The following is a 13,720-nucleotide window of genomic DNA, read 5'->3' as shown; positions in this document are numbered from 1 at the left end:
TGCATGGCCGCATGCCTGGCGGGCGGCCGGCGGCACGGGCCTGCTCCGGAGTACGCTCCCGGCGCATGAATCCAGGAGTCTCCATCGTCGCGGACGACACGCGGTCCTGGGGACTGGAGACCCCGGGGCCCGGCCTGCTCCTGCACGTGCCCGCCGCTAGCCGCTGGACGCGGCGTCCCGCCCTGCACCTGGACGCGACGCGGGACTATCGGATCCGCCTGCGCGGCGGGAGCCAGACGCTGCTGTGGACCCGCATCGACGCGTACTGGGACCGCGCCCTCTTCCTCCGGGGAGCGGCCCTGTTTCCCCAGGTCCTGCCGCCCCTGTCCGCGCCGGACGTCCGGGCCGTGGAGGCCGCGCCCGGCACCGGCGCCTGGTGGGAGGCCTGGGACTGGCGGGTGGCGCGCGCGCTCGTGGAGGCCCCGCTGCCGGTGCTGCACGCCGGCCACTGGTGTCTGCGCCCCGTGCGCGCCATCCCCGCCCAGAAGGCGGAGCGGCATCCGGTCTCCCCCATGGAGTGGGGCTTCGGTCAGCCGCCGATGCCGCCGCACTCGCTGTCCGCCGTGACGTCGTTCCACACCGCGTGGAAGGAGGACTGGTGGGAGACGGTGCCGGAGCAACGTCCGGGCGCCGCGCTCGCGCTGCGCGTGCCCTCTTCACCCGAGGACGGGCGGGTGAAGAGCTGGCGCAAGCGCGCGCGGGACGGAACGCTGCCGCCCGTGCTGCTGCTGTACGTGGACATCCTGGCGAAGTGGCTGGTGCTGGATGGCCATGACCGGCTGCACGCGGCGCTGCTCGAAGGCGTGGAGCCGCCGCTGCTGGGCCTGTGGCCGTACATCGACCCGCCCCGCCTCAGGAACAGCGTCCGCGAGGAGGGCGCCCTGTTCAGCGCGGAGTTCCAGCTGCGCGCCGGCGCGACGCCCCAGACGGTCGAGCGCGTCAACCGCATGCTCGTGCACAGCTTCACGCCCGACCCGAAGGGAACCGTCTCGCGCGCCTGGCCCATCCCTGGCGGGCGGGAGACCTGGCGTGAGGAGATCATCACCCGGCGTCGCGGGGGCTGGCTCCCGCCGCTGGAGGACCTGGACTGGGCCTGGTTCACCTAGACTGCCCGGCATGCTCCGGGATTACGCACGCACGACCACCGACAGACTGCTGCTCCGCGCCGTTCACGAAAGCGATCTGGACGCGGTCTTCACCCTCCATTCGGATCCAACGACCAATCGCTACAGCCGCCGTGGCTACATGGAGACGCTCGACGATGCGCGGCGCATCCTGGGCCTCTGGCTGGAGGACTGGGCGCGCGACGGCGTGGGTTACTGGCTGGTGGAGCGGCTGGACGCGCCCGGCGTCGTCGTGGGCCTGAGCGGCCTGCGCTACAAGGAGCTGGAGGGCCAGCGCGTGCTCAACCTGGCCTACCGCTTCGCGCCCGAGACGTGGGGCTCCGGGTTCGCGACGGAGGCGTCCCGGCTCGCCCTGTCGCTGGCGGCCCGGTACCTGCCGCACGTGCCGCTGGTGGCCATCATCCACCCGAACAACTCCGCGTCCATCCGCGTGGCGGAGCGGCTGGGGATGCGCCTGGACCGCCACGTCGCCGAGGACGGCATCCAGAACCGCGTGTACGTGCCCGGCTAGCGCGGGTCGAAGGAAGCGCAGACGCGCACGCCGCTGCGCACGTCCCGCGCGGTGGCGTCACCGGGGGAGAGGTCGGCGCTCGCCGCGACGAAGGAGTCGTAATACCAGGAGCCTCCCCGGAGCACGACGCTGCCGAACTCCGGCGTCACGGAGCGCGTGAGCTCATAGGCGTTGCCCGCCATGTCCCGCAGGCCGAACGGGCTCACCGACGCGGGATGCGTCCCCACCGCGTCCGGTCCGAAGGCCAGCGGCCGCCGGTCATACGTCGCGTCGATGTTGGCGTCGTCCGGCTGGAGCTGGTCGCCGTGGGGATAGCGGCGGCCGTCCGCGCCCCGGGCCGCGTACTCCCATTCATGCTGGCCGCACAGGCGCGCGCCGGGCAGCCGCTTCGTCCGGTGGAGCCAGTAGAAGTAGCCCTCCAGGTCCTGCGCGGAGACGCCGGACAGCGGCAGCCGCTTCCAGTCCACGCTCGCGTGCCGGGTGCGCTCCGCGTAGAGCAGGGGCTCGCCCTCCTTCGCGGTGCGGAACTCCTCGCGGGTGCGGTGGAAGGTGAAGACCCAGCCCGAGCCCTGCTTCCAGCGCAGCGTGATGGTGCCCCCGTCGCCGAAGTGCGGCTGCTCAAGGATGCGCCTCGCGGGCGCGTCCGGGGGCAGGTCGTCCAGGTAGGTCAGCCAGTCGCCGAACGTCACCTCGTCGCGGCCCACCAGGTAGCCGCCGGTGAGGCAGTAGCGGTGCATGGGCGGGCTGAAGGTGAAGCGGCGCACCACCTCCGGTTCGGCGCTGCCCAGGAGGAAGCAGCCCTGCGGGATGTAGACGTAGCCTTCCGGCACCTGCGTGGGCAGGGTGAGGCGCAGGGCTTCGCGCGCGCCGTGCGTGAGGAACACCGGCACGTCCACGGGCACCCGTCCCGGCTGCGTGACGTGGAGCAGGTAGGAGCCCTGCGGCAGGACGAAGCGCGAGGTGCCGGTGTCCGGCAGCGCTTCGCGGCGGTACGGCCCGTCGCTCCGGATGACGCGCGCGATGGAGACGTGGGCGCCGGGTGGGGTGCTCTCGAACGTCAGCTCCGCGGGCTCGCGGAAGCGCTGCAGTGACGCCGCGCCTTCCTTCGCGGAGTCCACCTCCTGCTCCAGGCGTTGCAGCCAGGCCTCGCGCTCCTGGCGCTGGTGGAACGCCTCCGCGAGCAGCACCCGTTCGGACAGCACCTCCGCGATGAGCCGGCGCGTCTCCGGGTGGTGGCGGTCCCGGTCCAGGCCTCGCTCCAGGCTCCGGCTGGCGCGGGTGAAGGCGGCCTCCGCCTGATCTCTCAGGGCCAGCGTCTCCGTCCAGCGCTTCTCCGCGGCGCCGCGCAGGCCCGTGGCGTCCGTCGCCGTCTCCGGGCCCAGGGACGAGGGCGCCCGGCCGTCGAACATCGCCAGCGACTCCTCGCGGCTCGCGAGCGCCCGGGCGACCAGGGTGCGGCCGGAGCCCAGGGCCTCCTTCGCGGCGCCCAGCTCCGCGGCGATGAAGCGCGAGTCCTCCAGGTACGCCTGGAGCCGCAGCCCGCCGTAGGACGCGAGGACGGCGAGCGCGAGCACGAGCGCGGTGAGCCCCCGCCCCCAACGCGCGCGCCGCACGGCCCGGTGGGACGCGCCCAGGAAGGCCTGCTCGCGCGAGCCCAGCGTGGCCGGGTCCAACAGCCGCACTTCATCCAGCTGGCGCTGACCCCACAGGGCCTCGTTGGCGCGGCGCAGGCGGTCCCACTCCGCGCTGGCCGCCTCCACGCGCTTGCGCAGCACGCGGTGCCCGATGTCGTCGTCCAGCCAGTCGCGCAGCGTGCCCCAGCTGGCGATGAGCGATTCGTGGGCAATCTCCCAGCGCGGCAGGCCGTTCACCGTGCGCGTGTGCAGCAGCCGTCCTTCCACGAGCATGCGCAGCGCCGCGCGCGACACGTCATCCGACGCGTCCGCCAGGTCCTCCGCGCCCCGCTCGATGCGCGTGCCCTCCGCCGTCACCAGCTGGAGCAGCAGCCGCCGCGCCGCCGCGGCTTCCGCCGGGCTCATGCGCGCGAGCACGCCGTCCGCGTGCCGCGACAGCGCACCGGCCACGCCGCCCATGGCCTCCAGCGCGGAGCGGGTGATGCGGCCCCGCGCGGAGTCGCGGCGCTCCCACAGCTCGGCGAGCGCGAACTGGAGCAGCGGGAGGCTTCCCACGCCATGCGCCGTGGAGTCGGTGAGCGTCTGCACCAGCTCCGGCGACTCGAAGGCCACGCCCCGCGCCCGCGCCGGGCCGATGATGGCCTCGCGCACGCCCTCGGGCGACAGGGGCCGGAGGATGTAGAGCGCCCGCTCCGCCTCCTCCCCCAGGCCCGGCAGCGCGCACAGGCGCGTGAGGAAGTCGCCGCGCACGGCCAGCAGCACGTGCACCCCGGGCGACGGCAGGGCCAGCTCTCCCAGCACGCGCGTGACGTGCGCGGCCTGCACGGGGTCGGAGAGCGTGAGCAGCTCCTCCAGCTGGTCGATGAAGAGCAGGAGCCCCCGCCCGCGCCCATGCGTCTCGCGCAGCGCCTGGCCCAGCCACGCGGGCGTGTCCGTGAGCGCGGCGGCGAGCTCCGACTCCCGGCGCCCCAGCACCGGCGCCAGCGCGGCGGCCAGCGCCTCGAGCGGGCGGTGGCCGGGCCACAGCGTGACGACGTGCGGCTCCCGTCCGTCGCCCAGGTCTCCGGCCGCCACCCGGGGCAGCACCCCCGCGCGGCACAGCGACGACTTGCCCGTCCCGGAGTCTCCCGCGACGAGCACCAGCGGCCGCGTGCGCAGGCGCTCCAGCACCGCGCGGATGTCGCCCTCGCGTCCGAAGAAGAGCGACCGGTGCTCCGCCGCGAAGGGCGCCAGGCCCCGGTAGGGATTGCCGGCCGCCAGCGGCGCGGGCGCGATGGAGCGCTCCAGCTGCTCCAGCGCCTCGCTCAGCGCCTCCGCCGAACCGATGCGCTCCTGCGGATCCACCGCGAGCGCGCGCTGGATGAGGGCCGCGAAGTCGGGGTCCACCTCCGGGCCCAGCGGGGCGCGGGGCGGCGTGTCCTCCGGCCTTCGCGACGTGCGGCGGGGCACCTGGCCCGTGCACAGCTCATGGAGGATGAGGCCCAAGGCGTACAGGTCGCTGCGGGCGGAGGCCGGATGGCCGGCCAGCACCTCCGGCGCCAGGTAGGGCAGGGTGCCCACGAGCAGCGGCGAGCCGGACGCCAGCTCCGCGCCCACCTCGAAGCGCTCGGCCAGGCCGAAGTCGAGCAGCTTCACCTCGCCCTCGCGCGTGACGAGCGCGTTGGAGGGCTTCAGGTCGCGGTGGAGGACGCCTTGTTTGTGCGCCGCCGCCAGCCCGCGCGCCAGGCCCACGCCCAGCGACAGCACCCGGCGCCACGGCACCGGCAGGGGCAGCTCCGCGAGCGTCTCGCCGATGACGTACTCGGAGACGATGTACGGGTGGCCCTCCACCGTGCCCACGCTGAAGACGCTGACGATGTTCGTGTGCTGCAGCCGCGCGAGCGCCCGGGCCTCCGTGGTGAACAGGTCGCGGAAGCGCTCATCCGTCTGCGCGGACGCCATGAACTTCACCGCCACGCGCCGGTCCAGCGACGTGTCGTGCGCCAGGTAGACGATGCCCATCCCGCCCCGGCCCAGCGGGCGCTCCAGGCGGAACGCGTCGAACGCTTGCGGCGGCGTCCAGGGCTCCGGCTCCGGCGGCGGCAGCTTGTCCGTCACCCGCGAGCCGGAGGACTCCCACTCCTCCACGGACGAGCGCTGGAGGCCGGGCGTGAGCGTGGCCAGGAGGCCTCGGCACTCGTTGCACCCGGCCGCGTGGCGGTGCACCTCGGCCAGGGCCTCGTCCGTCAGCTGGTCCTCGAGGAGCTCGACCAGGATGTCGTCGGTCAGGCAGCTGGAAGGGAGCGCGCTCACGTTAAGTCCAGACCTGACGCTAGCCACGTGGCACGCGGCGTTCAATGACACACGCGGACAGGACGTCCCGCACCGTGCGCGCGGCGCGCGTGCAGAGCGGGCCGGAGCGCGTCATGGTATGGCGTTGCCATGTCCCAGGTGCCCGCACTGGCCGCGACCTTCCTCTCGCATACGAAGACCCGCTTCGTGGCCCCCTCGCCGGAGGACCTCGCGGCACTCGACGCCCTGCTCCAGCGCGCCTGGGAGGACGCGCAGGCCCGCTGGCCGGGCGTCACCGTCCCCGCCGAGCGCTTCGTCACCCACGTCGCGGAGCGGCTTCCCCCGGTGAGCCCCACCGCGCCCATCGCGCCGCTCGTCTCCGGCCTGTCGCTGCCGGAGCTGTACCTCGCGTGCGCGTGCCTCCTGGGCCACGCCGCCGCGCACGAGGCCCTGGAGCGCCACTACCTGGCCCGGCTGCCGGAGCGCCTGCGCAGCCTGCGCCAGCCCGACGCGATGATCGACGAGGTCCGCCAGCGCGTGGGCGTGAAGCTGCTGGTGGCCAACGCCGGCCAGGCGCCCGCCATCGCGGACTACACGGGGCGCGGCGGCCTGTTGAGCTGGGTGGTGGTCATCGCCAGCCGCATCGCGAACAAGCTGCGCGGGCAGGAGAAGCCCTCCACGGAGGACGACGCGGAGGAGCTGTTCAAGGCGCTGCCCGCGCAGGGGTTGGATCCGGAGCTGGACGTGATGAAGCGCCGCCACCACGCGGCCTTCCGCCAGGCCGTGCGCGAGGCCGCCGCCACGTTGTCGGCCGAGGACCGCCATCTGCTCCGCCTCCACTTCGCCGACCGGCTCTCCACGTATGAGATGGCGCCGCTCTTCCGCGTCAACCAGTCCACCATCTCGCGCTGGCTGAAGCGGGTGCAGCAGCAGGTCTACACGGAGACCCGGCGCCGCCTCCAGGAACAGCTGGGCCTGTCCACGGAGGACTTCCAGAGCTTCATCGCCTTCGTGGACAGCCAGCTGGATTTGACCCTCAGCCAGCTGCTCGATGAGAAGCGCGAGCCCCCCCAGGAAGGCTGAGCGCTACCGCACCCGCGCGGGCTCCGCCTTCGGAGCGCCATAGGACAGGTTGCGCAGGAGCGCGGCCCCGGGCTTCACGTCGCCCCGGCGCACCGTGCACACCTCGCCGTGGGTGCCCTCGCTCGCGGTGTCCGCGGCCTGGAACCGGCCGGGGCACTCCTCGAGGATGCCCTCCAGCGCGCGCCCGTCGCGGGTGCGGGACAGGCAGGTGGCGCCGTCCGGTGCCCAGGCCGCCTCGAAGGAGCCCCTGGCCGGGTCCCACTCGCGCGTCACCTCGGTGGCGCGCTCCAGCACGCCCAGCCGGTCGTAGATGTCGATGGTGGTGTCCTGGCGCGTGTGGCTCTTGCCGTTGCCGCAGTAGTCCGCGCGCGCCAGCCGGGTGCAGGACTGGTGCAGGCCGGCCAGGGACTGCCCGTCGCGCGAGGCCCACGGCGCGTAGCCCCAGAGGATGCACTTGGAGATGGCGCCGTTCTCACACGCGAAGGTCACCCGGTCCGCCGCGTCCGAGTGCGCGCCGGTCGCGTCCCACGTGCCGCCCACCGCGAGGGCGCGGGGCGCGGGCGAGCGGTCCAGGGCGACGCAGGGGTTCTCCCACTCGCGCGCCACCGGGTTCCACGCCTCGATGCGGTAGAAGACGCGGCTGGCGTCGTCCGCCGCGGGCTCCGCGCCGCAGATGGCCACCTCCACGGGCTTGCCGTCGCTGGCGGTGCCCTGGAGCACGGTGCCCACCACGTCGCTGGCCGTCGCGCCGGCCTCGGGGGCGGGGACGGCCCACAGGCGGCCGTGCTCGAAGCGCAGGGACTTCACCCCGTCCTCCGCCTGCCGGGGGGCGTCCAGCGCCACGGAGACGAGCACGCTGGTGCGCTCGTCCGTGGGCTTCTCCGGGTCCCAGCTGCGCTTGGTGCCCCACAGCATGGTGCCCTGGGGCCGGGCGATGCGCTGGGCCGTCTGGGACTGGCAGCGGCGCGCGTAGCGCTCGGCGTCGGACGGGCCGCTGATGGACCGGGTGGGGCCGGGCCCGGGCTTGAGCGCGGCGGCGGCGGGCGGCGCGGCCTGCACGGGCGCGGACAGGAGCAGGGACAGGCACACCGGCAGGGCTTTGAAGGGCGCGTTCATCGCCTCGGATGAGACCCCGGGCGAAAAATCGATGCACGGAATCCGTCCTGACGGGTCTTCAGTCCCACCCTCGCAGCTGGACGCGTACCCGGCTCAGGAGCAGCTCCCATTCCTGCCGCTTGAGGGTGGCCATCACGCGCCCGGTGACGATGGTGAGCCCGGTGAGGGTCATCACCGCGAAGCCGATGCGGTGGTCCCTCAGGCCCGCGTCGAGCAGGTTGGCGACGACGTCCAGGAGCAGGAACAGCGTCCCCAGCGCCAGGTAGGCGCGGATGCGCAGGGCCATGCCCACCGCGACGCCCAGAAGACAGACGGCGCCGAAGACAATGGCATACGTGCCATCCGCGGACTCGCCCATCCGGGCCGCCAGCTTCGCCGCCGCGGGGACGTAGAGCAGCAGGCCGCCCAGGATGCGCACCGCGTTGCGCGCCGCGTGCGGGAGGCTGGACGTGAAGAGCTGTCCCATCATCAGGAGCAGCAGCCCCAGCGGCGCCAGGTACACCTCCAGCCCCTCCAGGCCGAACGCGAGCGCGGCGATGAGCAGCGCCAGGTTGCAGGCCGCCGCGGCGAACGCGCCGAACATGCGGCTGCGCTCCACCGCGCCCAGCGCCGCGTACAGGAGGCCGGAGCCGCCCGCGAGCAGCGCGGCGTCGCCCGTGGCATCGGCGGGGAGGATGAACGCCACCGCGACGGGCAGCAGGGCCGCGAACCGCCGCGTCGCCTCCTCCACGGGGCGCACGCCCGCGCGGCGCGCCAGCACCGTCACGCCAACGAGGATGAAGCCCAGCGACAGCGCGAAGAGGGCGTCGTGCTCGGGGCGCAGGCCCTGCGCGTAGAGGCCTCGCACCAGCGCGTAGACGCCCACCACCGCGACCTGCACGAAGTAGACGTGGCGGCCGGTGTGCTCGCGCCACGCGGCGTGCAGGGACACGCCCACGGCCAGCGCGATGGCCCCCAGCGCCACGGGCAGCACGTCCTCGGAGGCCTGGCCTCCCACGGCGACGGCGGCGAGCAGCGCGGCGCTCGCCACCAGCCACAGGTCGCGGCCCCAGCCCATGCCCCCCGCGATGTCGCTCCGGCGGCGGGACGTCACGCGCCGAGCGGCGTGGAGGACCAGCGCGCTCCCCGCGGCGGCCAGGGCCAGCGCGGCCCCGGAGCGGGCGAACAGGGGCAGGTAGGCGGGTTCCCAGGGAAGCAGGGCCTGCGTGAGGACCGCCATGCCCGTGGCGACGACCGCGCCTCCAGCGGCCAGGGTCCCGAGCCCCGCGATGAACCCGGCGAGCGCCCCGCGCCACTGGAACGCCGCGACGAGGAGCGCCGCCGCGCAGAGCCCCAGCGTCAGGGGGAGCGCGAAGGACACCATCCACCCGCCCATCAGCCCTTCGGCCATCCGCCACACGAGGACGGGGACGGCCGTCGTCGGAGACGCTTCTCCCGTCACGGCCAGCGCGTACACCGTCGCGGCGATGAAGTAGGGTAGGGCGGCCGGGTGGGCACGCAGCCGCGCGCGGCCTTCGTCATGGCCCCGCCGCTTCGCGAGCCACGGAGCAATGACCACCACCGCGAGCCCCAGCAGCGCCAGCGTGGGCCCGGGCCAGGCCTCGAAGTGCGGCGCCAGGTGGGCTCCGGCATGCACGAGCAGCAATGCGCCTGCGCCGGCCACGCCGCGCCCCGGCCCTCGCGCGCCGCCCAGGAACAGCACGATGCCGGTGGCGAGGACGAGCTCCGCCGAAGTCATGCCTGGCTGGAAGAAGGCCGCCGCCGCCACGAGCACCACGGCGGTGAGGGCTTCCTTCCGGAGTGCCTGGAGGAACGGGCCCGGCCTGTCCTCGGTGCCCAGCGACAGGAGCCGCCGGAAGAACGCGCGGCCCGCGTCCACCCGGGCCACCGCGGCCGCGAAGCCAGCGTAGACGAGCCCGGCGGCGGCGACGCCCATGAACGCGCGCTGCCACAGGAGGACGCGGGTGAGGCCCGGAGGCATCCAGGCCGCGGGGTTCAGCCAGCTCAGCGAAGGGCTGATGAGGTGCGCCGCCGTGGCGCGGATCCACTGCCCACTGGGAGGCAGCAGGGCCACCAGTTCGCCGCCGAGCAGCGACGACTGCGCGGCCCACAGCGCGGCGCCGGGGAGTCCCAGCAGGAGCCCCACGTGCGCCAGGAACCGCGAGCGGAACGAAGCCGCGAGCAGCACCCCCAGCAGCGCGGGCCCCAGCACCAGCAGCGGAGGCACCAGGGCCATGGCGCGGGATGGACCCGGCAGTCCCACGACGACGGCCGAGCGCAGGAGCAGCAAGGCCAGCACGGCCATGCCCAGGTGCGGCACCAGGTGGTACAGGGGCCCGTGCCGGGGCCGCTCCAGCCGCCGGGCCACCCACGGCCCCACGCGCCGCAAGAAGAGCGCCAGGGCCCAGAGCGCGATGCCAATGAGCGGCAGGCGCCAGGCGGACACGTCCGGCGGAAGCGGCCGGCCCGCGCGGTTGACGGCCCCGGTGAGCGCGATGAAGCCGCCCGCCATGGCGAAGGTCACCACGGAGCCGCGCACCTGGAACGCGACGAAGCCGCGCGACACGAACGCCAGCAGCGCACCGGCCGTGAGCAGCGCGCCCGCGAGCAGGGCCTCCGGGCGCTCGGCGCCGTTGGAGGTGGCGACCCAGTTGAGGAGCGTGATGACCGCGAACGCGGCCTGCACGAGCGCCGCCGCCGCGAAGCCGTCCGTGAAGAGCGGCCGTCCCCGCGCGCCGAACGGAAGGGGCAGGACGTCCAGCAGCCGCCGGCCCTTCACCTTGTCGAAGTCCTGGCCGCGAAGCAGCGCGAAGAGCGTGAAGCCGAAGCCCAGGCCCGAAGCCACGAGCGCGGCCCGCGCGGAGACGAAGTCGGAGACCGTGCCCAGGCCCTGGGTCACCGTGAGCGCGAGCCCCGTGGCCGCCAGGAAGCTGACCATCCGGCTGCCCTCGCGCCGGACGCGCAAGAGCAGCACCGCCGTGGCCAGCGCCGTGGGCACGCAGGCGAGCAGCGCCGTCTGGGACGCGGAGAGCCCCGGGAGCACGTCCGGCAGCACGGGCGTTACTCCCAGGGCCCACGCCACGCCGAGCGCCGCGATGACCAGCGACAGGTCCTCCAGGGGCCGGAAGGCATCACTCCGCCCCTGGCGCGCCAGCCACGCGGACTGCGCGAGCCCTGCGAGGCCGTAGAGCACCGCCGCGAGCGAGAAGACGCCCAGGCCCGCCGCGCTGGAGGCAAGCCACGGAGTCCCGTCCACGGCCGAGAGTGCGCCGAAGAGCAGCGCGACACCGCCCAGGTAGTGGAGGCCCCGCCAGCGCCAGCGCCCCGCGAGGTGGGCCGCGGCCGCGATGACCGCGCCCGCGTACGCCTGGGGCCAGGGCGCGTCCGTCCCCTGCATCCACGCCACCACGGAGAAGGCAGGCATCGTCGCCAGCGACACGACGACGCCCCACGCGAGCATCCGGTTGCGAAGGACACCCGAGGACGTCACACGGGCCAGGAGCACCAGTCCGGCGGCCACCGCCGCGACGCCGAAGCACCACCACGCCGGGTCGCCGGGCGCCTGCACGCGCGCGACCAGTGCTCCCGCGAGCAGCGAGGCCATGACGGCCGGATGCACCAGGGCCCGCCGGCGGAACTCCAGCAGGAAGAAGACGAGCGCGGCCAGCACGGGCGTGCAGGCGGATGCCGTATCCACCCAGGTGTCCTTGCCCGGGAAGCGCGAGAAGGCACCCAGCGCCCCCGCGAGCGCGCCGCTGGCGACCACCGCGTGCGCCAGCGTCTCGAACACCGGTGCCGCGCGGGGATGGAGCGCCCGGACGGCCTCCGTGGACGCACCCGCGGCCACCACCGCGCCCAGCGCCACCGCCCAGAGCACGAAGCCCGCGAACAAGGGCCCGCCGGGCTCCATCGCATCGAACCCGGAAGGCGCGCTCGCCACACCGAAAACGGCCAGCCAGAGCGCACCGTAGAGCGCGGCGCCGACCCCGACGAACGAAGCTCTCCCGGCCTCCGCTGCCCGGTGCGTCCGCCACAGCGATGCACCGAGCGCCACCACGCCCGCGAACGCGCACAGCGCGCGCAGCCACGGTGCATCGTCCCAGCCCATCAGCGGCAGCCCCGCCAGGAGCGAGGGGAACAGCGCCACCGCGAGGGACGCGGTGGACGTCCCGTGCCACAGCCGCCCCGCGGCCCTCAGCGGCAGCAGCGCCACGGCGGCGACGCCAAACGCGGCGGGCACTCCGGCCGCGGGCGCCAGCGCCACCAGCGACGACAGCGCGATGAACACCACGGGCAGCAATGCGAGCCCGATGCCCGCGAGCACCCGCCCCGCCGAACGCGAGCGCCGCGCCAGGAACGCGCCCAGCCCGATGAACGCCGCGTGGTAGCCCAGCAGCGCGCCCGTGACGATGAGCTGCCGGGGCACTCCGCCCAGCGCCCGCCACGCCTCGCGCACGCCCATGAGCGAACCGCCCAGCACCAGCACCGCGCCCAGGAACCACCAGATGTACTCGTTGAGGCGGGGAGGGTTGTCGCCCTCATCGAGCGCGATGACCGCCTCCAGCCCGCTGCCTCCCAGCGAATCCAGGTGCCCCCGGCCAAACAACGCCTGCCCCGAACCCAACGCCGACCCCAGGTCCTCCTCGCTGGCGGACTCGACGTCCGGCGACGACACCCGCAGCGCCACCCGGGCCGCCTGCTCCCGCTCCGCCCGGGCCGTCTCGTCCAGCGAGTGCGCGAGCGACGCCAGCCACCCCGGACGCCATCCCCCCGCGCGGCGCAGCGAACCGGCGACGTCATCCGCCCAGGCCTCCACACGCACCGCCGGGTCGACGGCCGGAGCCTCCTCCACCGGAGGCACGGGCACCTCCGGCACGCTCACCCCGGCCGCCTCCACGGGCGCCGCGAGCGAGGCCTCCAGCCGGGCCGCCGTGTCCGCATCCAGCAACCCATCGAAGCGCCAGTGCTCGATGCGCCGCCGCATCCGCGCCAGCACGAAGTCATCCAGGTGCCGCCCGGCGGCGGGCACGAGGGCGGCGCCGCACTCCGGGCACAAGGGCCCGGAAGCCGGCGCACGCGGTTCCGTACAGGCAGGACAGAGCATGTGCGTCATCATACCGGGCCGCCCACACCCTCAGTACCGTCCGTGGTGACACTGTCACTTCAGGAGCCCGGCCATGGCCTCCACGGCCGGGCTCCCTCCCACGTCCGGATTTCAGACCGTCCGGGTAGCACCAGCCGGTGGTGCTACCCGCAGAACCCGGTGTAGCCGTTGCTGCACGTCTCACCCATCCGGGCGGGGTCGAACGCGAAGCCCAGGGGCTCCAGCACGGACTGCTCGATGCACGTGCCGTACACACCCCACACCGTGCCCGTGGGGCAGCCGGGGGACCGCCGCCATCGGGTCGCACGTCTTCAGGCACTGCCGGGCTTCCGTGAACAGGTCCGAGCACGCGAAGCCCTCCGCGCAGTCCGTCACCGCCGGGGGGTTGGCCTCCGCCGCGGGCGTGCGCGTGCAGGCCGCGCCCTGCATCCCCGTGCCCTGCGACTTCTCCAGCGTGCCGTCATCCGCGAAGGAGTTGTCCGCCGCGCAGGTGTGACCCGGCACGCTCGCCGCAGTGTTCACGTCCAGCCGCACGAACGCCGTGTCCTTCAGCGCCGGATCACCCATGCCATTGGACGGGGAAGACAGCCGATCCGGGGAACCCGGATGCTCTTTGGATTGCGCGAAGCTGTCTTGAATTGAGAAATCAAGCTGCATCCCTTCTGTTCGGGGTGGATTCAGAACGGGGGGCCGCGGGTGGTGACGCGCAGTTGCTGGCTGTTCATGGCCACCGCGAGCTTCTGGAAGAGCTCCTGGAACTGCGCCGTCGTCAGCTGGGGCCGAAGGGTGATGATCTCTCCGCGTTCCTGCTCCCCCCACTGCCGTGAAGAGATGCTCCGCTCCACGAGCTGGCTCGCCTTCGCGAACGCCTCCGGGT

The 13,720-nt window shown here is 74.2% G+C and carries 8 protein-coding genes; 4 read left to right on the top strand and 4 right to left on the bottom strand.

The features are described from left to right. Window positions 1-65: 65 nt before the first annotated feature. Together D7X55_RS23530 and D7X55_RS23525 are read left to right on the top strand one after the other, a co-directional pair. Complete coding sequence (locus D7X55_RS23530) at window positions 66-1,106, top strand: hypothetical protein (protein ID WP_121724253.1); 1,041 nt, start codon at window positions 66-68, stop codon at window positions 1,104-1,106. Between the two features lie 10 nt (window positions 1,107-1,116). After that, window positions 1,117-1,635: a GNAT family N-acetyltransferase gene (locus tag D7X55_RS23525; RefSeq protein WP_120546248.1), complete on the top strand. Its 519-nt coding sequence runs from the start codon at window positions 1,117-1,119 to the stop codon at window positions 1,633-1,635. Here the strand turns inward: D7X55_RS23525 and D7X55_RS23520 are convergent. Next, window positions 1,632-5,561 (bottom strand): bifunctional serine/threonine-protein kinase/formylglycine-generating enzyme family protein, encoded by a 3,930-nt coding sequence (locus D7X55_RS23520; protein ID WP_121724252.1) that lies wholly within the window; start codon window positions 5,559-5,561, stop codon window positions 1,632-1,634. The genes D7X55_RS23525 and D7X55_RS23520 overlap by 4 nt on opposite strands. A 129-nt stretch (window positions 5,562-5,690) precedes the next feature. Here D7X55_RS23520 and D7X55_RS23515 point away from each other — a divergent pair, with 129 nt between their 5' ends. Beyond that, entirely contained in the window at window positions 5,691-6,623 is a 933-nt protein-coding gene (locus D7X55_RS23515) for a sigma-70 family RNA polymerase sigma factor (RefSeq protein ID WP_121724251.1), read from the top strand. A 3-nt stretch (window positions 6,624-6,626) separates the two neighbouring features. Here the strand turns inward: D7X55_RS23515 and D7X55_RS23510 are convergent, their stop codons facing one another. Together D7X55_RS23510 and D7X55_RS23505 are read right to left on the bottom strand one after the other, a co-directional pair. Then, a complete protein-coding gene (locus tag D7X55_RS23510; protein WP_120546245.1) occupies window positions 6,627-7,739 on the bottom strand; it encodes an ADYC domain-containing protein in 1,113 nt (370 codons plus the stop codon). 58 nt (window positions 7,740-7,797) lie between these two features. After that, a complete protein-coding gene (locus D7X55_RS23505) occupies window positions 7,798-12,768 on the bottom strand; it encodes a hypothetical protein (RefSeq protein ID WP_233610009.1) in 4,971 nt (1,656 codons plus the stop codon). Window positions 12,769-13,174: 406 nt separating this feature from the next. Between D7X55_RS23505 and D7X55_RS44215 the strand changes: the two genes are divergently transcribed. Then, window positions 13,175-13,339 (top strand): hypothetical protein, encoded by a 165-nt coding sequence (locus tag D7X55_RS44215; RefSeq protein WP_199747100.1) that lies wholly within the window; start codon window positions 13,175-13,177, stop codon window positions 13,337-13,339. Between the two features lie 181 nt (window positions 13,340-13,520). Here D7X55_RS44215 and D7X55_RS43490 read toward each other — a convergent pair. Then, a partial coding sequence (locus tag D7X55_RS43490; RefSeq protein ID WP_158626411.1) for a hypothetical protein occupies window positions 13,521-13,720 on the bottom strand: 200 nt, incomplete at its 5' end.

Source organism: Corallococcus sp. AB049A, assembly GCF_003668885.1.
GTDB classification, from domain to species: domain Bacteria; phylum Myxococcota; class Myxococcia; order Myxococcales; family Myxococcaceae; genus Corallococcus; species Corallococcus interemptor.
Note: the sequence above shows the minus strand (reverse complement) of the source record. Positions and strands in the feature narration are given on the sequence as shown.

Bases quoted from the DNA above. Each gene is read 5' to 3' on its own strand.
- D7X55_RS23525 (WP_120546248.1), top strand. From the start codon at position 1,117: ATGCTCCGGGATTACGCACGCACGACCACCGACAGACTGCTGCTCCGC.
- D7X55_RS23515 (WP_121724251.1), top strand. From the start codon at position 5,691: ATGTCCCAGGTGCCCGCACTGGCCGCGACCTTCCTCTCGCATACGAAG.
- D7X55_RS23510 (WP_120546245.1), bottom strand. From the start codon at position 7,739: ATGAACGCGCCCTTCAAAGCCCTGCCGGTGTGCCTGTCCCTGCTCCTG.
- D7X55_RS23530 (WP_121724253.1), top strand. From the start codon at position 66: ATGAATCCAGGAGTCTCCATCGTCGCGGACGACACGCGGTCCTGGGGA.